The organism is Cellulomonas endophytica, from assembly GCF_004123805.1.
Lineage (GTDB): Bacteria > Actinomycetota > Actinomycetes > Actinomycetales > Cellulomonadaceae > Cellulomonas > Cellulomonas endophytica.
Map to the genome: position 1 here is coordinate 52,619 of NZ_RWJX01000016.1, position 22,284 is coordinate 74,902.

Annotated in this window: 20 protein-coding genes, 2 tRNA genes and 1 pseudogene; 16 read left to right on the top strand and 7 right to left on the bottom strand. The window is 77.0% G+C overall.

All coding sequences use genetic code 11. The features are described from left to right. Window positions 1–29 precede the first annotated feature (29 nt). Together EJA20_RS07015 and EJA20_RS07020 are read right to left on the bottom strand one after the other, a co-directional pair. Complete coding sequence (locus tag EJA20_RS07015; RefSeq protein WP_129337468.1) at window positions 30–941, bottom strand: 3-methyladenine DNA glycosylase; 912 nt, start codon at window positions 939–941, stop codon at window positions 30–32. 59 nt (window positions 942–1,000) lie between these two features. After that, the gene (locus EJA20_RS07020) at window positions 1,001–2,152 is read right to left on the bottom strand and encodes a heparan-alpha-glucosaminide N-acetyltransferase domain-containing protein (RefSeq protein ID WP_129337449.1); all 1,152 of its coding nucleotides are present in this window, start codon (window positions 2,150–2,152) and stop codon (window positions 1,001–1,003) included. A 132-nt stretch (window positions 2,153–2,284) separates the two neighbouring features. Between EJA20_RS07020 and EJA20_RS07025 the strand changes: the two genes are divergently transcribed. The 8 genes from EJA20_RS07025 (at window position 2,285) to EJA20_RS07060 (ending at window position 8,032) form a co-directional block, all read left to right on the top strand. Further along, a complete protein-coding gene (locus tag EJA20_RS07025; RefSeq protein ID WP_240675145.1) occupies window positions 2,285–3,112 on the top strand; it encodes a methyltransferase domain-containing protein in 828 nt (275 codons plus the stop codon). 66 nt (window positions 3,113–3,178) lie between these two features. Next, window positions 3,179–3,940 carry a deoxyribonuclease IV gene (locus EJA20_RS07030; RefSeq protein WP_129337450.1) on the top strand — a complete coding sequence of 254 codons (762 nt, stop codon included), beginning with the start codon at window positions 3,179–3,181 and terminating at the stop codon, window positions 3,938–3,940. Between the two features lie 37 nt (window positions 3,941–3,977). Next, entirely contained in the window at window positions 3,978–4,769 is a 792-nt protein-coding gene (locus tag EJA20_RS07035) for a fumarylacetoacetate hydrolase family protein (RefSeq protein ID WP_129337451.1), read from the top strand. A 76-nt stretch (window positions 4,770–4,845) separates the two neighbouring features. Further along, window positions 4,846–5,283 carry a ribonuclease HI gene (rnhA, locus tag EJA20_RS07040; RefSeq protein WP_129337470.1) on the top strand — a complete coding sequence of 146 codons (438 nt, stop codon included), beginning with the start codon at window positions 4,846–4,848 and terminating at the stop codon, window positions 5,281–5,283. Between the two features lie 4 nt (window positions 5,284–5,287). Further along, window positions 5,288–6,835, top strand: coding sequence for a glutamate--tRNA ligase (gene gltX, locus EJA20_RS07045; protein ID WP_240675149.1), 1,548 nt, complete (start codon window positions 5,288–5,290; stop codon window positions 6,833–6,835). A gap of 4 nt (window positions 6,836–6,839) precedes the next feature. Further along, window positions 6,840–7,655: an HAD family hydrolase gene (locus EJA20_RS07050; protein ID WP_129337452.1), complete on the top strand. Its 816-nt coding sequence runs from the start codon at window positions 6,840–6,842 to the stop codon at window positions 7,653–7,655. A gap of 118 nt (window positions 7,656–7,773) precedes the next feature. Next, a tRNA-Gln gene (locus EJA20_RS07055) sits at window positions 7,774–7,845 on the top strand. A 114-nt stretch (window positions 7,846–7,959) separates the two neighbouring features. Then, window positions 7,960–8,032: transfer RNA gene (locus EJA20_RS07060), tRNA-Glu, on the top strand. Between the two features lie 158 nt (window positions 8,033–8,190). Here EJA20_RS07060 and EJA20_RS07065 read toward each other — a convergent pair. Then, window positions 8,191–8,911 (bottom strand): annotated as a pseudogene (locus tag EJA20_RS07065) (IclR family transcriptional regulator). A 123-nt stretch (window positions 8,912–9,034) separates the two neighbouring features. On the opposite strand from EJA20_RS07065, the gene leuC reads away from it, so the two are divergent. The 5 genes from leuC to EJA20_RS07090 all read left to right on the top strand — a co-directional run bounded on the left by leuC (window position 9,035) and on the right by EJA20_RS07090 (window position 14,720). Continuing rightward, window positions 9,035–10,513, top strand: coding sequence for a 3-isopropylmalate dehydratase large subunit (leuC, locus tag EJA20_RS07070; protein WP_129337453.1), 1,479 nt, complete (start codon window positions 9,035–9,037; stop codon window positions 10,511–10,513). A gap of 43 nt (window positions 10,514–10,556) precedes the next feature. Next, complete coding sequence (gene leuD, locus EJA20_RS07075; RefSeq protein ID WP_129337454.1) at window positions 10,557–11,222, top strand: 3-isopropylmalate dehydratase small subunit; 666 nt, start codon at window positions 10,557–10,559, stop codon at window positions 11,220–11,222. Window positions 11,223–11,404: 182 nt separating this feature from the next. After that, window positions 11,405–12,721 (top strand): UDP-N-acetylglucosamine 1-carboxyvinyltransferase, encoded by a 1,317-nt coding sequence (gene murA / locus EJA20_RS07080; protein ID WP_129337455.1) that lies wholly within the window; start codon window positions 11,405–11,407, stop codon window positions 12,719–12,721. Between the two features lie 107 nt (window positions 12,722–12,828). Further along, complete coding sequence (locus tag EJA20_RS07085; protein ID WP_129337456.1) at window positions 12,829–13,665, top strand: lysophospholipid acyltransferase family protein; 837 nt, start codon at window positions 12,829–12,831, stop codon at window positions 13,663–13,665. After that, window positions 13,662–14,720, top strand: a complete 1,059-nt coding sequence (locus EJA20_RS07090) for an NAD(P)H-dependent glycerol-3-phosphate dehydrogenase (RefSeq protein WP_129337457.1) — start codon at window positions 13,662–13,664, stop codon at window positions 14,718–14,720. The genes EJA20_RS07085 and EJA20_RS07090 overlap by 4 nt, the downstream gene beginning before the upstream one ends. A 124-nt stretch (window positions 14,721–14,844) precedes the next feature. Here the strand turns inward: EJA20_RS07090 and EJA20_RS07095 are convergent, their stop codons facing one another. Continuing rightward, a complete protein-coding gene (locus tag EJA20_RS07095; RefSeq protein WP_129337458.1) occupies window positions 14,845–16,086 on the bottom strand; it encodes a trans-sulfuration enzyme family protein in 1,242 nt (413 codons plus the stop codon). Window positions 16,087–16,378: 292 nt separating this feature from the next. On the opposite strand from EJA20_RS07095, the gene EJA20_RS07100 reads away from it, so the two are divergent. Next, window positions 16,379–17,545, top strand: coding sequence for a D-alanine--D-alanine ligase family protein (locus EJA20_RS07100; RefSeq protein WP_420836410.1), 1,167 nt, complete (start codon window positions 16,379–16,381; stop codon window positions 17,543–17,545). Between the two features lie 90 nt (window positions 17,546–17,635). On the opposite strand, the gene EJA20_RS07105 is transcribed toward EJA20_RS07100, so the two are convergent. Next, the gene (locus tag EJA20_RS07105; protein ID WP_129337459.1) at window positions 17,636–18,127 is read right to left on the bottom strand and encodes a DUF3515 family protein; all 492 of its coding nucleotides are present in this window, start codon (window positions 18,125–18,127) and stop codon (window positions 17,636–17,638) included. Between the two features lie 171 nt (window positions 18,128–18,298). Here EJA20_RS07105 and EJA20_RS07110 point away from each other — a divergent pair, with 171 nt between their 5' ends. After that, the gene (locus EJA20_RS07110; protein WP_129337473.1) at window positions 18,299–19,300 is read left to right on the top strand and encodes a thiamine-phosphate kinase; all 1,002 of its coding nucleotides are present in this window, start codon (window positions 18,299–18,301) and stop codon (window positions 19,298–19,300) included. A gap of 3 nt (window positions 19,301–19,303) precedes the next feature. On the opposite strand, the gene EJA20_RS07115 is transcribed toward EJA20_RS07110, so the two are convergent. Together EJA20_RS07115 and rpmB are read right to left on the bottom strand one after the other, a co-directional pair. Next, window positions 19,304–19,831 carry a GNAT family N-acetyltransferase gene (locus EJA20_RS07115; RefSeq protein ID WP_240675150.1) on the bottom strand — a complete coding sequence of 176 codons (528 nt, stop codon included), beginning with the start codon at window positions 19,829–19,831 and terminating at the stop codon, window positions 19,304–19,306. Window positions 19,832–20,096: 265 nt separating this feature from the next. Beyond that, complete coding sequence (rpmB, locus tag EJA20_RS07120; RefSeq protein WP_129337461.1) at window positions 20,097–20,288, bottom strand: 50S ribosomal protein L28; 192 nt, start codon at window positions 20,286–20,288, stop codon at window positions 20,097–20,099. A 316-nt stretch (window positions 20,289–20,604) separates the two neighbouring features. Between rpmB and EJA20_RS07125 the strand changes: the two genes are divergently transcribed. Then, on the top strand, window positions 20,605–22,284 hold a 1,680-nt coding region (locus EJA20_RS07125), incomplete at its 3' end, for an ATP-dependent DNA helicase RecG (protein WP_420836409.1).

The following is a 22,284-nucleotide window of genomic DNA, read 5'->3' on the forward strand; positions in this document are numbered from 1 at the left end:
GGCTCGGGGGCACGGCCCCGTCGGGCGGCTCAGGCCCCCGGCGGGGCCGTCGCCGTGCCCGGGCCCGGTACCTCGTCGGGCAGGACGCGCGCGCAGACCGCCAGGAGCCGCACGCGGAGCGCGGCGGCCCGGTCGGCGAACCCGCGCTGCTGGCGGACGTACTCCGCCCGCCCGTCCGGCGTCTCGACCGCCACGGGTGCCAGGCCGTACGACGAGACGTCGTACGGCGAGGCGCGCATGTCGAGGACGCGCACGTCGCGGGCGAGGTCGAAGCAGTCGAGCAGGAGCTCGCCGGGCGCGGCGGGGCCGAGCTTGAGGGCCCACTTGAGCAGGTCCATCCCGGCGTGCAGGCAGCCGGGCTGCTCGAGGGCGACCTGCTCCGCGCGCGTGGGCCGCAGCGCGTTGCGCGGCACGGCCTCGGGTGTGAAGAAGCGGAAGGCGTCGGCGTGGGTGCACCGCAGCCGCTGGCCCTCGACGACGGCGTCGGTGCCCTCGGGGCCGAGCCGCAGGGGGAGCGGGTGCCGCAGCGCCCCGCGGTCGCGGTACACCATCGCCCACTCGTGCAGCCCGAAGCACCCGAGCAGGGCGGGCCGCGCGGCGGTCGCGGCCAGGAGCCGGGCGACGAAGGCCACGCCCTCGCCGCGGTCGGCGCGGAACGCCGCCAGGTCGAGCGCGACGGCGCCGTCGGCGTCCTGCCGGTACCAGCGGGCGTCCGCGAGCGGCGGGACCCCGTCGGGACCGGGCCCGGCGGCGAGCGTGACGCCCGCCCCGGGGTGCCACCGGCGCAGCCCGGCGGGACGGGTCGGGTAGTACTCGTAGAGGAAGTCCTCGACCGCGTGCCGCTCGCCCGCGGCGCGCCGGGCGCGGTGGGCGGCCGTCGCGCGGTCGGCGCGCTCGGCGTGGCGCGCGGCCCGCGGGCGCCAGTCCTCGGGCGCCAGCAGCGCCCCGGCCGGCGCCTCGTCGACCGCCCGCGGGGGCGCGTCGACGACGGTGGACGGGTTCACCGCTCCAGGGTAGGCAGCGGGGCGGGGGTCCGCGGGCCGCGCCGGTCGGTCACGTCGGCCGCCCGCAGCGACACCCGGTGCAGCAGCGCCTCCAGGGGCCCCCGGCCGAGCGCCGCGTGCCACGCCCAGCAGACGAGGACGACGCCGAGCGCGAGGGCCAGCCAGGTGCCGGTGGTGGGGTCCCAGACCGCGTCCGTCCCGAGCAGGGCGAGGACGACGAGGTGCCCGCTGTAGGCCGTGAGGGACAGGGCGCCGGTCGCGACCACGGGCGCCACCGGACGTGGCAGCCGTTCCGCCACGACGAGGCAGGCGGCGAGCACGAGGAGGGCGCTGCCCGTGTTGCCGACGACCTCGAAGGTCGTCGCGGAGTGGGGCTCCGTCGTGACGAGCACCCCGGGCAGGCCCAGGACGTGCTCCGCGACCCACGACCCGCCGTGCCCGAGCACGACGAGCCCGGCCCCGAGGAGCGCCAGCCGGCCCCGGGTCCCGGGGGACCGCAGGTCGCCCCGGCCGAGCGCGAGGCCGACGAGCAGGTACGCCACCCAGACCACCGCCGGGTAGTACGGGCCGACGAGGACGTCCCACAGCGTCTCCGGCGAGCCCGTGGCGTCGGACAGCGGCGCGAGCAGGGCGTGCAGCACCGGCCCGCCCAGCGCCGCCGCACCCGCCAGCACGAGCAGCGCGACGCGGGGCAGGCGCAGCGCCGCCGCCCCGACGACGAACAGCGCCCCGTAGGTGAGGAGGATCACGACGACGGGCGTGCCGAGCAGCGCGAGCAGCGCGCCGAGCGGCACGAGCAGCGCCGCCCGCGCCAGGACGCGCACCCGGGCCCTGACGAGGTCGACGCCCGTCGCGGGGCGGTCGCCCCCGGACAGGAGCGCCAGCCCGACCCCGGCGAGCACGACGAACAGGGCGGCGGAGCGGCCGTCCGCGACCTCGAGCAGCCGCGGCAGGACGCGTCCCTCGTCGGGCCCGACGTGGGCGGTGACCATGCCGAGGACGGCGACGCCCCGGGCGAGGTCGATTCCGACGAGCCGGCGGCGGCCGGGCGCGTCGTCGGACCGGCCAGCGGCGGGGGCCGGGGCCGACGGGGGAACGGGCCGGGGGGCGGGCCCGGGCGCGGGCGCGGCGGAGGGGTGCGCGGCCATGGCGCACTGTAGGCCGACGCGCCTGTGCCACCGGCTGCCGGGGCCGCCCGTCTCCCGCGCGGCGTCTCGCATGGCGGGAAGACCTGTCCCGAGGCTTGAACCGACCCACGGGGGGCGACCTACGCTCCGGGGGTGACGACCATCCCCGTGCTGCCGGCGCGCTCCGACGTGTACACGCACGGCCACCACGAGAGCGTGCTGCGCGCGCACCGCCGCCGGACCGCCGAGAACTCCGCCGCGTACCTCCTGCCCGTCCTCGAGCCGCACCACCGCCTGCTCGACGTCGGCTGCGGGCCCGGCACGGTGAGCGTCGACCTCGCCGGCCGGGTGGGGGAGGTCGTCGGCGTGGACACGAGCGCCGCCGTCGTCGAGGCCGCGCGGGCCACCGCCGCCGACGCGGGCCGGGACAACGCCTCCTTCTCCGTCGCCGACGCCTACGCCCTGCCGTTCCCCGACGCGAGCTTCGACGTGGTGCACGCGCACCAGCTGCTCCAGCACCTCACGGACCCGGTGGCGGCCCTGCGGGAGATGCGCCGCGTCGCCCGGCCCGGGGGCTGGGTCGCGGTGCGCGACGCGGACTACTCCGGGATGACCTGGTACCCCGCCTCGCCGGGGCTCGACGAGTGGATGGCGCTCTACCACGAGGTGACGGAGGCCAACAAGGCCGACGCGGACGCGGGCCGCAAGCTGCTGTCGTGGGTGCAGGAGGCCGGCTTCGACCCGGACGGGGTCCTCGCGAGCGCGGGCGTCTGGTGCTACGCCAGCCCCGAGGAGCGGGCGTGGTGGTCCGGGCTCTGGGCCGACCGGGCGGTGGCCTCCGACTTCGCGGCGCAGGCGCTCGAGTACGGCCTGGCCGACGAGGTCGGCCTCGAGCTGCTCGCCGACGCCTGGCGCGACTGGGGGCAGGAGCGCGACGGCTGGTTCGCGATCCTGCACGGCGAGGTCCTCGCCCGCGTCTGAGCGCACGGCACGGCCCGTCGGGCGGGACCGGCCGCCCGCGTCGGCGGTCCGGTCTAGCCTGGCCGCGTGCCGCTGATCGGAGCCCATGTCCGCGACGACGACCCCGTCGCCGCCGCCGCCGCGGTCGGTGCGGAGGCCGTCCAGGTCTTCCTCGCCGACCCCCAGGGGTGGAAGAAGCCCCAGCCGCGGGCGGACGCGGAGGCGCTGACGTCCTCGGGGCTGGGCCTCTACGCCCACGCGCCCTACCTCGTGAACGTCGCGTCGACGAACAACCGCATCCGCATCCCCAGCCGGAACATGATCGCCCAGCACGCCGCCGCCGCCGCGGCCCTGGGGGCGCGCGGCCTCGTCGTGCACGGCGGGCACGTGGGGGACGGGGACGACATCGCGGTCGGCCTCGACAACTGGCGCAAGACCCTCGAGCGCGCCACGTACCCCGTCACGGTCCTCGTCGAGAACACGGCCGGCGGCGAGAACGCGTGCGCCAAGGGCGTCGACCGCCTCGCGATGCTCTGGGACGTCATCGGCGGCTTCGAGGTCGGTCTCTGCCTCGACACGTGCCACGCCTGGGCCTCGGGGGAGGACCTGGAGACGCTCGTCGAGCGGGTCCGGGCCGTGACGGGCCGGATCGACCTCGTGCACGGCAACAGCTCGCGCGACCCGCACGGCTCAGGCCGCGACCGCCACGCGAACTTCGCCACCGGCACCATCCCGCCGGAGCTGCTCGCGCACGTCGTGCGCGAGGCGGGGTGCGACGTCGTCGTCGAGACGCCGGGCGAGGGGCAGGCGGAGGACATCGCGTTCCTGCGCGCCGCCCTGGCCGGCTGAGCGGAGAGGCGGCCGCCGCTCGCCTAGGCTCTGGCGCGTGCGCATCGCCAGGTTCACCACCGGAGGAGACCCCCGCTACGCCGTCGTCGACGGGGACGTGGAGGCCGGCACGGCCGACCTCGTCGTCCTGTCGGGCGACCCGATCTACACCCCGATCCAGGAGACGGGCGAGCGGGTCCGGCTCGACGACGACGGGGTCCGCCTGCTGGCGCCGGTGATCCCGCGCTCGAAGATCGTGGCGGTGGGGCGCAACTACGCCGACCACGCCCGCGAGATGGGCAACGAGGTCCCGACGACCCCGCTGCTGTTCTTCAAGCCGAACACGTCCGTCGTCGGGCCGGACGACCCCATCGTGCTGCCGGACTGGACCCGCGAGGTGTCCTACGAGGCCGAGCTCGCCGTCGTCATCGGCAAGGTGACGAAGGACGTCAGCCCCGAGCGGGCGCTGGACCAGGTGTTCGGCTTCACCGTGGCGAACGACGTCACCGCGCGCGACGTGCAGAAGGCGGAGTCCCAGTGGGCCCGCGCCAAGGGCTTCGACTCGGCCTGCCCGCTCGGCCCCTGGGTCGTGCCGGGGCTCGACGTGGAGGACCTCGCCGTGCGCTCGCGCGTCAACGGCGAGACGCGGCAGGACGGGCGCACCTCCGACATGGTCCTCGACACCGCGTTCCTCATCTCCTACATCTCCGAGGCGTTCACGCTCCTGCCCGGGGACGTGATCCTCACGGGCACGCCCGCCGGCGTCGGCCCGATCGTCGACCGGGACGTCGTCGAGTGCGAGGTCGAGGGCATCGGCACCCTGCGCAACCCGGTCCTGCGCCGTGGCTGACGTCCCGGGCGCGGGGGCGCCGGGCGTCGCCGTGGGGGCGGCGGGCGTCGTGGCGCCGGACGCGGCGGTCGTCGAGATGTGGACGGACGGGGCCTGCAAGGGCAACCCGGGGGTCGGCGGCTGGGGCGCGCTGCTGCGCTCGGGCGGGCACGAGCGCGAGCTGTTCGGCGGCGAGCCCGTCACGACGAACAACCGCATGGAGCTCACCGCGGTCATCGAGGGGCTGCGCGCGCTGACCCGCCCGTGCGCCGTGACGCTGCACGTCGACTCCACGTACGTCATGAACGGCGTGCAGAAGTGGATGCCGGGGTGGAAGCGCAACGCGTGGCGCACCGCGGACAAGAAGCCCGTGAAGAACCAGGACCTGTGGCAGGCGCTGGACGTCGAGACGGCGCGCCACCGCATCACGTGGCGGTGGGTCAAGGGGCACGCCGGCGACCCGGGCAACGAGGCCGCCGACGCCCTGGCCAACCGCGGCGTCGACGAGGTGCGCAGCCGGTCCGCACTACGCTGACGCGGTGCCCTCCACCCCCTCTGCCGCCGCCCTCGCGAGCGCCGGCGCCGTGACCGGCGCCGCCGTCCGCGTCCGCTTCTGCCCCTCGCCGACGGGCACGCCGCACGTCGGCCTCATCCGCACGGCGCTGTTCAACTGGGCGTACGCGCGGCACGTCGGGGGCACCTTCGTCTTCCGCGTGGAGGACACCGACGCCGCCCGCGACTCCGAGGAGAGCTACCGGCAGCTGCTCGACGCGCTGCGGTGGCTCGGGCTCGACTGGGACGAGGGCGTGGAGGTCGGCGGGCCCCACGAGCCCTACCGGCAGTCGCAGCGGATGGACCTGTACGCGGACGTCGCGCGCCGGCTCGTGGAGGCGGGCCACGCCTACGAGTCGTGGTCGACGCCGGAGGAGATCGAGGCCCGGCACCGCGCCGCCGGCCGCGACCCCAAGCTCGGCTACGACGGGTTCGACCGCACCCTCACGCAGGAGCAGGTGGCGGCCTTCCGCGCCGAGGGGCGCTCGCCCGTGCTGCGCCTGCGCATGCCCGAGGACGACGTGTCCTTCCTCGACCTCGTGCGCGGCGAGGTGACGTTCAAGGCCGGGTCCGTGCCGGACTACGTCATCGTCCGCGCCAACGGCCAGCCGCTCTACACGCTGGTCAACCCCGTCGACGACGCCCTCATGGGCATCACGCACGTGCTCCGGGGCGAGGACCTGCTGTCCTCGACGCCCCGCCAGGTGGCGCTGTACCGCGCGCTGCTCGACATCGGCGTGGCCGAGGTGGTGCCCGTCTTCGGGCACCTGCCGTACGTCATGGGCGAGGGCAACAAGAAGCTCTCGAAGCGCGACCCGGAGTCGAACCTCTTCCTCCACCGCGACCGCGGCTTCACGCCCGAGGGCCTGCTGAACTACCTGGCGCTGCTCGGCTGGTCGATCGGGCCCGACCGGGACGTGTTCTCGCTGGAGGAGATGGTGGCGGCGTTCGACGTCGCGGACGTCAACCCCAACCCCGCCCGCTTCGACCTCAAGAAGGCCGAGGCCATCAACGCGGCGCACGTGCGGCTGCTGCCCGCGGAGGCCTTCCGCGACCGCCTCGTGCCCTACCTGCACGCCGCGGGCCTCGTGCCGGCGGACTCCTTCGCCGACCTGGAGCCGCGCCACCGCGAGCTCCTCACCGCGGCCGCCCCCCTGGTCCAGGAGCGCATGACGCTCCTCGGCGAGGCCGTGGGCATGCTCGGGTTCCTCCTCGTCGGCGACGAGGACGTGGTGGTCGCCGAGGACGCGCGCGCCGCGCTGCGCCCGGAGGCGGCCGACGTGCTCGACGCCGCGACCGCCGCCCTCGCGGCCCTGCCCGCCGACGGCTTCACGACCGCCGCGACGCAGGCGGTGCTGCAGGCGGCGCTCGTCGACGGCCCCGACGGCCTGGGCATCAAGCCCCGCTTCGCGTACACGCCCCTGCGCGTGGCGGTGACCGGCCGCCGCGTCTCGCCGCCGCTGTTCGAGTCCCTCGAGCTCCTGGGTCGCGACGCCGCACTGGCGCGGATCGCCCGCCTGCGCGCGTCCCTGTGACGGCGTGACGGGGCCGGACGCGCCCGCAGGGGCGACGGGGGCTCCGCTCGCCGGACGGGTCGAGGGCGTCCTGCTCGACGTCGACGACACGCTCGTCGACACGCGGGCCGCCTTCGGGGCGGCCGTCGACGCGGTGTGCGCGCGGTGGATGCCGCACCTCGACGCGACGGGCCGCGCGGCCGCCCTCGACCTGTGGCGCGCCGACCCCGGCGGGCACTACCGCGCCTACACCCGCGGGGACGTCGGCTTCGACGAGCAGCGCCGGCGCCGGGCGGCCGAGCTGCACGCGCGCTTCGGCGGCCCGCCCGTGGAGGACGAGGCGGCCTACCGGGACTGGCTGACCGTGTTCTGGGGCGCGTTCGAGGGGGCCTGGCGCGCGCACCCGGACGCGGGCGTCCTCCTCGACGCCCTGGGGGCGGCGGGGGTGCCTGTCGGCGCCCTGTCCAACGCCGGCACGCAGCTGCAGACCGCCAAGCTCGCCCGTGCCGGCCTGGCGCGCGTGCCGCTCCTCGTCGCCGTGGACACCCTGGCCGGCCCCGACGGGCGCGCCGTCGGCAAGCCGGACCCGCGCGTCTTCCTCGAGGCCTGCGCCCGCCTCGGCACGGACCCGGCCCGCACCGCCTACGTGGGCGACGAGGCGGACGTCGACGCCCTCGGCGCGGTCGCGGCGGGTCTCGTCGGGGTGTGGCTCGACCGGCCGGGGGAGCGGCGCGGCGGCCCGCACCTGGAGGACCCGGAGCGGGTGCGCCGGGGCGGTGCGCACGTGGTGCCCTCGCTCGCGGCGCTCGTGCCCCTCCTCGGCCTGCCGGCCGGCCGCTGACGGCTCGGACGGAGCCCGTGGCCGGTTTGGAGCACCCCGGCGGCTCCGGTAGTGTTCTCGCCCGTGCGCTGCTCCGCACGGCCCCCTCGGGGGCCGCGGCGAAGGGGTTGACACACCTTGGGGTATGGTGTAATTGGCAGCACGAGTGATTCTGGTTCACTTAGTCTAGGTTCGAGTCCTGGTACCCCAGCTGTCGACGCAGGTCGGCGCCCGCGCGAGCACGGCGGGCCGGTTCGGAGCAGGTCGCCGGATCGGGTACAGTACTCACTCGGCAAGCGCCCCGGGCTCCGGAGCGTGAGCACAGGCCCCCGTTGTGTAGCGGCCTAGCACGCCGCCCTCTCACGGCGGTAGCGCCGGTTCGAATCCGGTCGGGGGTACGGTCGAAGGCCCGGTCACCACAGGTGACCGGGCCTTCGTCGTCCACGGGGACGGCGCTCCGCAGCCCTCGACGAGAGACCGGTCCGCGCCGGAGCGGGGCGGCCCGGGCGGCCCGGGCGGCCCGGGCGGCCCGGGCGGCGCGGAGCGGCCCCTCGTCTCAGTCGCCGGAGCGGCGCAGGACCTCCGTGAGCCGGTTGGCGGCGGAGACCACCGCGGAGGCGTGCAGCCGGCCGGGCTGGCGCGAGAGGCGCTCCAGCGGCCCGGAGACGGACACGGCCGCGACGACGCGCCCGGAGGGTCCGCGGACGGGGGCGGAGACCGACGCCACGCCGACCTCGCGCTCCGAGACGGACTGCGCCCACCCGCGGCGCCGGACGCCGGACAGGATCGTCGCGGTGAACTTCGCGCCCTGCAGGCCGCGGTGCAGGCGGTCGGGCTCCTCCCAGGCCAGGAGGATCTGGGCCGCGGAGCCCGCGTGCATCGTCAGCGTCGCCCCGACGGGGATGGAGTCGCGCAGGCCGACGGGCCGCTCGGCGGCGGCGACGCAGATGCGCTGGTCGCCCTGGCGGCGGTAGAGCTGGGCGCTCTCGCCCGTGTGGTCGCGCAGCGCCGCCAGCACGGGGCCGGCCGCGGCCAGGAGGCGGTCCTCCCCGGCCGCCGTCGCGAGCTCCGACAGGCCGGGGGCCGAGGACGAACCGGCCCTGCATGTCCCGGGCCACGAGACGGTGGTGCTCGAGCGCGACCGCGAGACGATGGGCGGTGGGCCGGGCCAGGTGGGTCGCGGTCACGAGCTGCGCGAGGGTGGCGGGGCCGGCCTCGAGCGCGCTGAGGACCGAGGCGGCCTTGTCCAGCACGCCGACTCCGCTAGAGTTGTCCATAGGGCGATATTGACGGTCTTGCAGACTGAGACGCAAGTTCCACCCCCGCACGATCGCCCGGAGCCACCCGATGAGGGGAGGCGCCGGGGTCCGGCAGGCAGTCGAGAGAGAAGGACGCAGCACATGGGCCGCACGCTCGCGGAGAAGGTCTGGGACGCGCACGTCGTGCGCCGGGGCACGGACGGGGCTCCCGACCTGCTCTACATCGACCTGCACCTCGTCCACGAGGTGACGAGCCCGCAGGCCTTCGAGGGCCTCCGGCTCGCCGGCCGCCCCGTGCGCCGCCCGGACCTCACGATCGCCACGGAGGACCACAACACCCCGACGCTCGACATCGACCGGCCCATCGCCGACGCGACGAGCCGGACGCAGATCCAGACGCTGCGGGACAACGCCCGCGAGTTCGGCGTCCGCATCCACTCGCTCGGCGACGCGGACCAGGGCATCGTCCACCAGGTCGGCCCGCAGCTCGGCCTGACGATGCCGGGCCTGACGGTCGTCTGCGGCGACTCGCACACCTCGACGCACGGCGCGTTCGGCGCGCTCGCGTTCGGCATCGGCACGTCCGAGGTCGAGCACGTGCTCGCCACGCAGACGCTGCCGCTCGCGCCGTTCCGGACCATGGCGATCACCGTCGACGGGGCGCTCCCGCCCGGGACGACGAGCAAGGACATCATCCTGGCGATCATCGCCAAGATCGGGACCGGCGGCGGCCAGGGCTACGTCCTGGAGTACCGCGGCGAGGCCATCCGGGCACTGTCCATGGAGGCCCGGATGACGATCTGCAACATGTCGATCGAGGCCGGGGCCCGCGCGGGCATGATCGCGCCCGACGAGACGACCTTCGAGTACCTCCGGGGCCGCCCGCACGCCCCCGAGGGCGCGGACTGGGAGGCCGCCGTCGAGTACTGGCGCACGCTGCGCACGGACGACGACGCGACCTTCGACACCGAGGTCGTGCTCCGCGCCTCGGACCTCGAGCCCTTCGTCACGTGGGGCACCAACCCGGGCCAGGGCCTGCCCCTGTCCGCCACGGTGCCGGTGCCCGAGCAGATCGCCGACGCCGGCGAGCGCGTGGCCGCCGAGCGCGCCATCGAGTACATGGGCCTGACCCCCGGGCAGCCCCTGCGCGACATCAAGGTGGACACGGTCTTCATCGGCTCCTGCACGAACGGCCGCATCGAGGACCTGCGCTCCGTCGCCAAGGTGCTCCACGGCCGCCAGAAGGCCGAGGACGTGCGCGTGCTCGTCGTGCCCGCCTCCGCCCGGGTGCGGCTCCAGGCCGAGGCCGAGGGCCTCGACGTGGTCTTCAAGGAGTTCGGCGCCGAGTGGCGCAACGCCGGGTGCTCCATGTGCCTGGGCATGAACCCCGACCAGCTGACGCCGGGGGAGCGGGCGGCCTCCACGTCCAACCGCAACTTCGAGGGCCGGCAGGGCAAGGGCGGACGCACGCACCTGGTGTCCCCGCTCGTCGCCGCGGCGACCGCGGTCCGCGGGACGCTCTCGTCGGTGGCCGACCTCGGCCTCGCCGACGCCGACCCGGCGAGCTACGACGGCAGCCCGCTGCGGCCCCTGGACCCGGCCCTGCCGGTCCAGGTCTGACCGCCGCCGAGCCCGGACCACAGGACCCGAGGGAGACACCGCCATGGAGAAGTTCAGCACCCACACCGGCGTCGGCGTCCCGCTGCGCCGCACGAACGTCGACACCGACCAGATCATCCCCGCCGTCTACCTCAAGCGCGTGACGCGCACGGGGTTCGAGGACGCGCTGTTCGCGGCGTGGCGCGGCGACCCCGCCTTCGTCCTCAACCAGCCCGCCTACTCCGCGGGCTCCGTGCTCGTCGCCGGCCCCGACTTCGGCACGGGGTCCTCCCGCGAGCACGCGGTCTGGGCCCTCAAGGACTACGGCTTCCGCGTCGTGCTCTCGCCCCGCTTCGCCGACATCTTCCGCGGCAACTCCGGCAAGCAGGGGCTGCTCGCGGGCCAGGTCGCGCAGGAGGACGTCGAGCTGCTGTGGAAGGTGCTCGAGGAGCGCCCCGGCACCGAGGTGACGGTCGACCTCGCCTCGCGCCTCGTCGTCTGCGACGACGTGACGGTCCCGTTCACGGTCGACGACTACACGCGCTGGCGCCTCATGGAGGGCCTCGACGACATCGGCCTGACCCTCCAGCACGCCGACGAGATCACGCAGTTCGAGGCCACGCGCGAGGCCTGGCGGCCGCTCACGCTGCCCGCCAAGCACCTGCCGAAGGTCGAGATCGAGGCGGCGCGACCCGTCGAGGTGTCCCTCGGGGCCACGCGCACGGCCTGACCCTGCCCGAGACCGCACCCGCACCCCCCGGACGCCCGTCCGGGGGGTGCGGCCGTCCCGCCGGGTCGCGGGCCCGCCCGCTGTGGAGCCGTGGGCCGGACCCGGTGAAGGTTGTGGGTGGGCGCGACGCGCCGGGACCACCGACGCACGGACCCGCCCCGCCGGTGGGGCAGCATGGGGTCATGGACGATCTGCTGTACGTCGCCGGCGGCAACCCGCTCCAGGGCGAGATCACGGTCCGGGGCGCCAAGAACTTCGTCTCGAAGGCCATGGTGGCCGCACTGCTGGGCGAGACCCCGAGCGTGCTGCGCAACGTGCCGCAGATCCGCGACGTCGCGGTCGTCACCGGCCTGCTGCGCCTGCACGGCGTGAGGGTCGAGGCCGACGAGGCCGCGGGCGTGCTGCACCTGGACCCCACGGACGTGGAGTCGGCGCACGTGGCCGACATCGACGCCCACGCCGGCTCCAGCCGCATCCCCATCCTCTTCTGCGGCCCCCTGCTGCACCGGCTCGGCGAGGCGTTCATCCCCGACCTCGGCGGCTGCCGGATCGGCGACCGGCCCATCAACTACCACCTCGACATCCTGCGGCAGTTCGGCGCCGTCGTGGACAAGCGCGAGAACGGCATCCACATCCGCGCCCCGCGCCGGCTCCAGGGCACGAAGATCGCCCTGCCGTTCCCGAGCGTCGGCGCCACGGAGCAGCTGCTGCTCACGGCCGTGCAGGCCGAGGGCATCACGGAGCTGTCGAACGCGGCCATCGAGCCGGAGATCCTCGACCTCATCAACGTGCTCCAGAAGATGGGCGCGATCATCTCCGTCGCCACGGACCGGGTCATCCGGATCGAGGGCGTCGACCGCCTCGTCGGGTACCAGCACACGGCCCTGTCGGACCGCATCGAGGCGGCGTCGTGGGCCTCGGCGGCCCTCGCGACGGGCGGCGACATCTACGTGCGCGGCGCCACCCAGCCGGAGATGACGACGTTCCTCAACACCTTCCGCAAGGTGGGCGGCGAGTTCGCGATCGACGACGAGGGCATCCGGTTCTTCCACCCCGGTGGCGACCTGCGCTCCATCACGCTCGAGACGGACGTGCACCCCGGCTTCATGACGGACTGGCAGCAGCCGCTCGTCGTCGCCCTCACGCAGGCCACGGGGCTGTCCATCGTCCACGAGACGGTGTACGAGAACCGCTTCGGCTTCGTCGACGCGCTGCGGGGCATGGGCGCGACGATCCAGGTCTACAAGGAGTGCCTCGGGGGGCGCCCCTGCCGCTTCGGGCAGCGCAACTTCTACCACTCCGCCGTGATCTCGGGCCCGACGCCCCTGGCCGCCGCCGACATCGAGGTGCCCGACCTGCGCGGGGGGTTCAGCCACCTCATCGCCGCGCTGGCCGCGAAGGGCACCTCGGCGGTCCGGGGCATCAGCCTCATCGACCGCGGGTACGAGCACTTCGGCGACAAGCTCCTCGCCCTCGGCGCGGACGTCAGCCGCGACTGAGGCCGGCGGGCCCGGGGCAAGCATGGTCCCGACCGGGCGGGCAGGCGGGGCGGCGCGCGGCCCCGGGCGCGTCCCGGGCGCGACGGGCCCGGCTAGGATCGGCGTCCGTGCCGTCGCCCGCCCGCTCCACCCGTGCCTACCGCAACGTCGCCCGCGTCGTGCGGCCGACGATGTTCGCCATGACCCGGCCCGACTGGCGCGGCACGGAGCACCTGCCGCGCGAGGGCGGCTTCCTCGCCGCGTCGAACCACGTGACGAACATCGACCCGCTGACGTTCGCGCACTTCCTGTGGGACGCCGGCTTCGCGCCGAAGATCCTCGCGAAGGCCTCCCTCTTCGGCGTGCCCGTGGTCGGGGCGGTCCTGCGGGCGACGGGGCAGATCCCCGTGCAGCGCGGGACGACGACCGCCGGGCAGTCGCTGCTCGCGGCGGAGCGGGCGCTGGAGGAGGGCGAGTGCGTCGCCGTCTTCCCCGAGGGCACCCTCACGCGGGACCCCGACCTGTGGCCGATGGCCGCCAAGACGGGCGTGGCGCGCCTCGCGCTGGCCACGGGCGCGCCCGTGGTCCCGGTGGCGCAGTGGGGCGCCCAGGACCTCCTCGGGTGGTACTCCAAGCGCCTGCGACCCTTCCCCCGCAAGCGCGTGACGATCGTGGCCGGCCCGCCGGTCGACCTCTCCGACCTCGTCGGACGGACCGACGGCGGCGCCCTGCGCGAGGCCACGGCCCGGATCATGGCCGCGATCACGGCCCAGCTCGCCGACGTCCGCGGCGGCACGCCGCCGGCCGAGCCGTTCGTCATGCGCCGCCCCGCCGCCCCCGGCGGCCGCGACGTGCGCGAGGCGTCCCCCGACGGGCCCCCGGTGGTGCCCGGCGGGCCCGCCGCTCCCCTCGGCCCCGTCGGGGACGCGGGCGACGGGTCGGTCGCCGGGCCGGGCACCGCGTGAACGACGCGACCCGCCCCCGCGCCGCGGTGCTCGGCGCGGGCAGCTGGGGCACGACCTTCGCCGCGGTGCTCGCGGACGCGGGCGCCCACGTCACCCTCTGGGGCCGCGACCCGGTCCTGGCGCGGCAGGTCGCCGACGAGGGGCGCAACGAGCGCTACCTGCCCGGCGTCCGCCTCCCGGCGGCCGTGACCGCGACGACGGACCTGCGGGCGGCCGTCGCCGGTGCCGACCTCGTCGCGGTGGCGGTGCCCTCGCAGTCGGCCCGGGCGGTCCTGGCCCCGCTCGGGGGACGCCTGGCGCCGGACGCCGTGGCCGTGTCCCTCATGAAGGGCGTCGAGCTGTCCACCGACCGCCGCATGAGCGAGGTGCTCGCACAGGCGCTGGACCTGCCCGCCGACCGGGTCGCGGTGGTGTCCGGGCCGAACCTGGCCCACGAGATCGCGGCCCGCCAGCCCACCGCCACGGTCGTCGCCAGCGTCAGCGCGGCGACCGCCCGGCGCGTGCAGGCGGCGTGCGCCACGGACTACTTCCGCCCCTACACGAACACGGACGTCGTCGGCGTCGAGCTGTGCGGCGCCGCGAAGAACGTCGTCGCCCTCGCCGTCGGGATGGCGCAGGGACGCGGCCTGGGCCACAACACCCGCGCGACGCTCGTCACGCGAGGGCTCGCGGAGATCACCCGCCTCGGCCTGGCCCTCGGCGCGCGGGCCACGACGTTCGCCGGGCTGGCGGGGATGGGCGACCTCGTCGCCACCTGCGGCTCGCCCGACTCGCGCAACCACCGGCTCGGCGTGCACCTGGGCCAGGGGATGAGCCTCGACGAGGCCCTGCTCGCGACCGGGGGCACCGCGGAGGGCGCGAAGTCGTGCCGCTCCATCCTCGAGCTCGCCGTGGGACTCGGCGTGGACATGCCGATCACGGCCGGCGTCGTGGGGGTGCTCGACGGGGCGCTCGGGGTCGACCGGATGGCCGCCGCGCTGCTGGGTCGCCCCGCCGGCGCGGAGGACGTCGACGCCCTGCCCGAGGGCGCGGGCCCGGTCACGGCCGGCCGGTAGCCCCCCGGGCCGGGCCCCGGTGCAGGCCTCCGCCGGGAGGGCCGGGGCGCCGCGGGGCGAGCCGGTCCTGCCGGATCCGCCACCCCCGGCCGGCCGTGGGCGGCGGGAGCCCGCCGTCGCGTGCCTAGAGCTCCACGGGCAGCTCGCCCGCCGCCGACCGCAGCGCCGCGTCGAGGTCGGCCCACAGGTCCTCGACGTCCTCGACGCCCACGGACAGCCGCAGGAGGTCCGCCGGCACGGTGACGGACTCCGTGGCGAAGCGGCGCCGCCGCTCGAGCATGGACTCCACGCCGCCGAGGCTCGTGGCCGGCAGCCACAGCCGCACGGCCGCGACGACGGCGTCCGCCCCCGCCGCGCCGCCGACGGGCCGGAGGGCCAGCACGGCGCCGAAACCGTTCATCTGGCGGGCGGCCCGCGCGTGGCCGGGGTCGTCCGGGAGGGACGGGTGGCGCACCTCGACGACGGCCGGGTGCGCGGCCAGCCGGCGGGCGATCTCGGCGGCGTTCGCCTGGGCGCGCTCGAGGCGCAGGGCCAGGGTGCGCATCCCGCGCAGCGCGAGCCACACCTCCCACGGGCCGGCGACGGACCCGTGCAGCGTGCGGTGCGCCAGTACGCGCGCGTGGAGCGCCGGGTCGTCCGTGAGCACCGCGCCGAGCACCACGTCGGAGTGCCCCGCCAGGTACTTCGTCACGGAGTGCACGACGACGTCCGCGCCGAGGGCCAGGGGGCGCTGACCGAGCGGGGTGGCGAAGGTGTTGTCGACGACGACGAGCGCCCCGGCCGCGTGCGCCGCGTCCACGAGCGCGGGCAGGTCGGCGACCTCGAGCATCGGGTTCGTCGGCGACTCCACCCAGAGCATCGCCGCCGGCCCCTCCCCGGGCGCGCCGTGCAGGGCCGCGACGACCGCCGCCGTGTCGTCGATCGCGACCCGGGTGACGCGCGCGAGGCCTCGCGCCTCGAGGTCGGCCGCGTACGCCAGGCTGATCTGGTAGGCGTGCGTCGGGAGGACGACGCGGCCGCCGGCCGGCAGCAGGGCGAACGCCGCCGCGATCGCCGCCATCCCGGAGGCGTGGACGAGGGCCGGCGCCGTCGAGCCCTCGAGCTCGCCGAGCGCCTCCTCGAACGCCGTCCAGGTCTCCGTGCCGCCGCGGGCGTAGAGCAGCTCGTCGGGACCGGGCACGCCCTGCGAGACGTACGTCGAGGACAGGACGACCGGCGGGTTCACGGGACCGCCCTGCACCCGTGGGGGGCGGCCGGCGGCGACGGCGAGGGTGGCCGGGCGCAGGCCGTCGGGCCGGTCGTCCGGCCGGTCGTCGCGGGCGGCGTCCGGACCGTCGGGACCGTCGGGGTGGGGCGCGTGGGGCATGCGGGCCACCCTACGATCCGGCGCCGACACGCCCCGGTGCGTCTCGCCCCGGTCCCGGTCCGGTGCCGGTACCGCTCGCTGCGGTCCAGGTCCAGGTCCAGGTCCCGGGCTAGGTCCCGGTCCCGGTTGCCTCCAGGTGCGGTCCCCGTGCGGGCCCGGGCCGGTCGCCGGCCGGTCGCACCACCGCGCACGGACGGGCCCCGGCGCGGTCCCGCGAGCCGCCTCCGGGCCGGTGCGCGCCCGCAGTAGGGTCGGCCCGGTGAGCGCCGTCCCCGCCCCCGGCCCCCGTCCCGTGCCCGTCGCGCCCGGGGCGCCCGCGCCCCGCGGCCCCGAGGACGTGCCGGGGACGGCGCGCCGGCCGCGCGTCATGGTGCTCTTCGGCGGCCGGTCGGGGGAGCACCCGATCAGCTGCGCGACCGCGGGCGGCGTCCTGCGGGCCCTGGACCGGACGCGCTACGACGTGCTCGCCGTGGGGATCACGCGCGAGGGCCGGTGGGTGCTGGCCGAGGACGACCCCGACCGCTGGGCGATCGTCGACGGCCGGCTGCCGGAGGTCACGGACACGGCCCGGCAGGTGCTCCTGCCGCAGTCCACCGACGAGCGGGCCGTCCGCGTGCTGGAGCCGGGCCGGGTGCCCCGCGAGCTCGGGACGGTCGACGTGGTCCTGCCGCTGCTGCACGGGCCGTTCGGCGAGGACGGCACCCTGCAGGGCCTGCTCGAGCTGGCCGACGTCCGCTACGTGGGCGCCGGCGTCCTCGCCTCGGCCGTCGGCATGGACAAGCACATGATGAAGACCGTGCTGGCCGGCCACGGGCTCCCCGTCGGCGCGTTCCGCGTGCTCCTGCCCGCCGTCCTGCGGCGGGACCCGGCGGCGGCCGAGCAGGCCGTCAAGGAGCTCGGCCTGCCCGTGTTCGTCAAGCCCGCGCGCGCGGGCTCGAGCCTGGGCATCTCGCGCGTCGACACCCTCGAGGAGCTGCCGGCCGCGGTCGCGGAGGCGGTCCGGCACGACCCGAAGGTCGTCGTCGAGGCGGCGGTCGTCGGCCGCGAGATCGAGTGCGGCGTCCTCGGCGGCCGCGGCGGCGCGACCCCGCGCACCTCGCTGCCGGGCGAGGTCGTCGTCACGGGCGGCGGGCACACGTTCTACGACTTCCGGGCCAAGTACCTCGACGAGGGCAACGTGCGCCTCGACTGCCCGGCGGACCTGCCGCCCGCCGTGACGGAGCGCGTCCGGGAGGTGGCGGCGGCCGCGTTCGAGGCCGTCGGGTGCGAGGGGCTGGCCCGCGTCGACGTGTTCGTCACGCCGGAGGACGAGGTCGTGGTGAACGAGATCAACACGATGCCCGGGTTCACCCCGTTCTCCATGTACCCGCGGATGTGGCAGGCGACGGGCGTGACGTACCCCGAGCTCGTCGACGAGCTGCTGGCGCTCGCGCTCGAGCGGCCCACGGGCCTGCGCTAGGCACCCCGGCCCGGTGCCGCCGCGCCCGGGGCGGCCGGGGCCCCACCTCGGCGCGTTCGACGGGCCGGGAGGCCGGGCATTCCTCGCTCCTCAGAGGCAGGACCGCTCCGCGGGCGCCCGCGCGACGGCCGGCCCGAGGTCGGGCACGAACGACGTCGAGCGGGACTCGGCGAAGGCGGCCGGGACGAGCACCTCGACGGCGGGCACGCGGCCGTACGTGGTGAAGGTCCACGACCCGTCGTCCTGCTCCACCACCACCCAGTCGACGCTCGGGCCCCCCGGCGTCTCGACGGCGACGCACCGCTCGGCGGTCGGCCCGAGCGGTTCCACCCCGCAGCGCAGGACCACGGGGTCCGTGCGCCCGCCCCACGCGGTGGTGGCCTGCGCGTCCGTGGGGAGGCGGTCCAGGCCCTCGCCCAGGCTCTCCGGGGTCGCCAGGACGACGTCCGCGCAGAGCGGGTCCGTCGCCGCGGGGGCCGCGTCGACCGCGACCCCGCGCGCGCACCCGGCGAGGCCCGGGACGGCGAGGGCGGCCAGGGAGGCGGCGAGGGCGCGACGGCGGGTCGGGGTGGGGCGCGGCACCCCCTCACGCTAGCCGCGCCGGCCGGCGGTCCCCGCCGGGCTAGCGTGTCGCGGGTGCCCGTCCCGCCCGCCGTCCCGCCCGTCCCGCACCCGCCGGCGGCGGCCCCGTCCGCACCGCCCGACACCTCGGCCGCCCGGCCGCCGCAGGGGCGCGAGGACGGCCCGGGGGCGCTGCTGCGGGACGTCGACGAGGAGGCCCTCCTGGCGGCGTTCCTGCCGCTGCTGCCCCGGGGGGACGCGACGCTGCTGCCCCCCGGCGACGACGCCGCGGTGGTCGCCGCGCCCGACGGGCGCTTCGTCGTCACCACGGACGTGCTCGTCGAGGGGCGGCACTTCCGCCGGGCGTGGTCGGGCGGGCGCGACGTGGGCCACCGCGCGGCCGTGCAGAACCTCGCCGACGTCGCCGCGATGGGCGCCCGGCCGACGGCCCTCGTGGTGGCCCTCGTCGCGCCGGCCGACCTGCCGGTCGCGTGGGTGCAGGACCTCGCCCGCGGTCTCGCGGACGCCTGCGCGCCGGTGGGTGCGGGGGTGGTCGGCGGCGACCTGTCCGGCGGGGACGCGGTGGTCGTCGCGGTGACGGCGCACGGCGACCTCGAGGGCCGGGCCCCGGTCACGCGGTCGGGGGCGCGGCCCGGGGACGTCGTCGCGCACGCCGGGCGGCGCGGGTGGTCCGCCGCCGGCCTGGCCCTGCTCGGGGCCGGGCTCGGGGACGCCGACGGCGGGCTCGTCGCGGCCTTCCTGCGGCCCGACGCCCCGCTCCCGGCCGGTCCGGCGGCGGCCCGCGCCGGCGCGACGGCGATGCTCGACCTGTCCGACGGCCTGCTGCGCGACGCCGGCCGCCTCGCGCGCGCGTCGGGGGTCGTCCTCGACCTCGCGGAGCCCCGGGAGGTCTTCTCGGCGGACCTGGACCGCCTCGCGGCCGCCGCGGCCGCGGTGGGGGAGGACCCGGTGGGCTGGGTGCTCGCGGGGGGCGAGGACCACGGGCTGCTCGCGACCTTCCCGGCCGGGGCGGCGCTGCCCGCGGGCTTCCGGCCCGTCGGTCGCGTCCTGCCCGCCGACGGGGGGCCCGCCGTCCGGGTGGCCGGGGGCCCGCCGCCGCGGGGGGCGACGGGCTGGGACCACTTCGGGACCGGTGAGGCGGCCGTCCCCGGTGGCGCCCGGCCCCGGCGGTAGCGCTCAGCCCCGGCGGTAGCGGACCTGGAGGAGGTCGGCGCCGCCGATGTCCTCGTAGCGCTCGACGCCGTCGGGCTGGAACCCGTGGCGACGGTAGAACTTCTGCGCGCGCTCGTTGTCGGCCAGCACCCACAGCCCCAGCGGGGTGCGGTCGCCCGCGGCACCCACGACGGAGCGCATGAGGTCGCGGGCGACGCCGCGGCCCCAGCGACCGGGGTCGAGGTACATGGAGTAGATCTCGCGCTCGTGGCGACGGGCGTCCTCGTCGCGCGACGGCCCGACCGAGGCGAAGCCGACGACCTGCCCGTCCTGCACGGCGACCCAGTGCTGGACGTCGTCGCTCTCGGCCTGCTGGAGGTACACCGTCCAGGTGCGGGCCTTGTCGACGGGGTCGAGGCCCTGGAGGAAGGCGTCGGGCACGATCCCGGCGTAGGCCTCCTGCCAGGACCGGACGTGGACGGCGGCGATGCCGGCGGCGTCGGCCGGCGTCGCGGGGCGGACGATGGGCTCGTCGAGCTCCTCCTCGGGCATGGCGTCACCATGCCACATCCCCGCCGCGCGGGAGGGCGTCCACGGACCGGGTGGACGGGCGGTCCGGGCAGGGGTGGGACGTGGGCGGCCCGCCCGGCGGCGCGGGCCCCGGGCCCCGGGCCAGGACCGTCCTCCGGGCGCGGGCGGGACCGTGCCCGGGCAGCACGAAGGCCCGTGGGCGGGACCCACGGGCCTTCGGACCGACGGCGGCGCGGGGCGCCGCCCGGGGCGACCGCGGCCCGGGGGCCGGCGGTGCCGGGGTGGTTCAGACGGCGCGCTGCACCTTGCCGGCCTTGAGGCACGAGGTGCAGACGTTCAGACGCTTCGGGGTGCCCGCGACCACCGCGCGCACGCGCTGGATGTTGGGGTTCCAGCGCCGCTTCGAGCGGATGTGCGAGTGCGAGATGCTGTGCCCGAAGCTCGGGCCCTTGGCGCAGACGTCGCAGGTGGCAGCCACGGTTCTCTCCTGGTGGTTCAGCGTTCGGGCAGCGCGTGCTACCACGGGTCGGTGCCGGTGCCGCCACGGTCCCGGCGGCCGCGCCGGGGGCGGGCCGTCCTGGGCGCCGTCGCGCGCCGGGGCACCCGGCAGCGGCCGGGCAACCGGAACAGGGTAGCCCATGCGCGGAGCCCGGTCGAACCACCCCTGTCGGTGCCGTGGTGCAGGCTAGGGCGGTGCCCGCCGGCCGCGTGCGGCCGCGGCGGGCTGCGCTGGGCAGGGCAGGGCTGGGCAGGGTGGTCGGAGACGGCTCGTGCGGTCGGGGAGGGGCGGCGTGGTGGCGGACGGGACGGCCGGCGTCGTGGTCCTGCGCGGCGGCGCGGGGGCCGGCGGGCACGGTGGTGCGGACGGCGGGACCGTCGTCGACCCCCTGGAGCGGACCCTGCGGGCCGCGCTCGGCGCGCGGGCGGCCGGGCCGCTGGAGAAGCTCGGCCTGCGCACGGTCCGGGACCTGCTGACCCACTTCCCCCGGCGCTACGTCGACCCCGGGGTGCTCTCGCCCGTCGACGTCCTCATGGAGGGCGAGCACGCCACGGTGATCGCCGACGTGCTCTCCGTCTCCTCCCGCGCCACGCGCAACGGCCTGCGGCTGGTGAAGGCGGTCATCACGGACGGCCGCGACACGCTCGACCTCACCTTCTTCGCCCGGAGCGCGGGAGCCGCCGCCTTCTGGGAGCGCAGCCTCGTCCCGGGGCGCCGGGGCGTGTTCACGGGCACGGTGTCGACGTTCGGCGACCGTCGGCAGCTCGCGCACCCGACCATGGAGTTCCTCGACGAGGAGGACGACGAGGAGAGCGCGCGCGAGCGGGCCCGGTGGCCCATCCCCGTCTACGCCAGCACGGGCAAGCTCCAGCAGAAGACCATCCGGACGGCGGTGCGGTCGCAGCTCGACGGGCTCACGGCCGTGCACGCGCCGGACCCCCTGCCGGAGGACGTGCGCGAGCGCCGCGGGCTGCTGCCCTGGCACGAGATGCTGCACCGCGCGCACGTGCCGCACGAGGAGGCGGACTGGCGTGCCGCCCGCGCCCGGCTGCGCTACGAGGAGGCGTTCGTCCTCCAGGCCGAGCTCGCCCGCCGGCGCAGAGCCGTGGCCGCCCGGGGCACCACCGCCCGTCCCCCCGCGGCCGACGGCCTGCTCCCCGCCTTCGACGCCCGCCTGCCCTTCACGCTCACGGACGGGCAGCGCGCGGTCGGGGAGGAGATCGCGGCGGAGCTGGCCCAGCCCGTGCCGATGCAGCGCCTCCTCCAGGGCGAGGTGGGCTCGGGCAAGACGGTCGTCGCCCTGCGCGCGATGCTCCAGGTCGTCGACGCGGGCGGGCAGGCCGCGCTGCTCGCGCCCACGGAGGTGCTCGCGGCGCAGCACGCCCGGTCGCTGCGGGCCCTCCTGGGGGACCTCGCCGAGGGCGGGCTCCTCGGGGGCGCCGAGCGGGCGACCCGGGTGGCGCTCCTCACGGGGTCGGCCACGGCCGCCCGGCGGCGGGGTGCGCTGCTCGAGGCGGCCTCGGGGCAGGCCGGCATCGTCGTGGGCACGCACGCGCTGCTCTCGCGCACGGTCCAGTTCGCCGACCTGGGGCTCGTCGTCGTCGACGAGCAGCACCGGTTCGGGGTGGAGCAGCGCGACGCGCTGCGTACGGCGGCGGGCGGCGCGCCGCACCTGCTCGTCATGACCGCCACGCCCATCCCGCGCACGGTCGCCATGACGGTCTTCGGCGACCTCGAGACCTCCGTCCTGCGGGAGGTGCCGGCGGGCCGGGCCGGTGTGGTCACGCACGTGGTGCCGGCGTCCCGGCCGGATTGGGTCGACCGCGTCTGGCAGCGCGTGCGGGAGGAGGTCGCGGGGGGCGGGCGCGCCTACGTGGTGTGCCCGCGCATCGACCCCGACGACCCGGCGGGCGAGGACGGCCCCGGCGAGAGCGGCCCCGGCGAGGGCGGCCCCGGCGAGGGCGGCCCCGGCGAG

Bases quoted from the DNA above. Each gene is read 5' to 3' on its own strand.
- EJA20_RS07020 (WP_129337449.1), bottom strand. From the start codon at position 2,152: ATGGCCGCGCACCCCTCCGCCGCGCCCGCGCCCGGGCCCGCCCCCCGG.
- rnhA (WP_129337470.1), top strand. From the start codon at position 4,846: ATGTGGACGGACGGGGCCTGCAAGGGCAACCCGGGGGTCGGCGGCTGG.
- leuC (WP_129337453.1), top strand. From the start codon at position 9,035: ATGGGCCGCACGCTCGCGGAGAAGGTCTGGGACGCGCACGTCGTGCGC.
- leuD (WP_129337454.1), top strand. From the start codon at position 10,557: ATGGAGAAGTTCAGCACCCACACCGGCGTCGGCGTCCCGCTGCGCCGC.
- murA (WP_129337455.1), top strand. From the start codon at position 11,405: ATGGACGATCTGCTGTACGTCGCCGGCGGCAACCCGCTCCAGGGCGAG.
- EJA20_RS07095 (WP_129337458.1), bottom strand. From the start codon at position 16,086: ATGCCCCACGCGCCCCACCCCGACGGTCCCGACGGTCCGGACGCCGCC.
- EJA20_RS07115 (WP_240675150.1), bottom strand. From the start codon at position 19,831: ATGCCCGAGGAGGAGCTCGACGAGCCCATCGTCCGCCCCGCGACGCCG.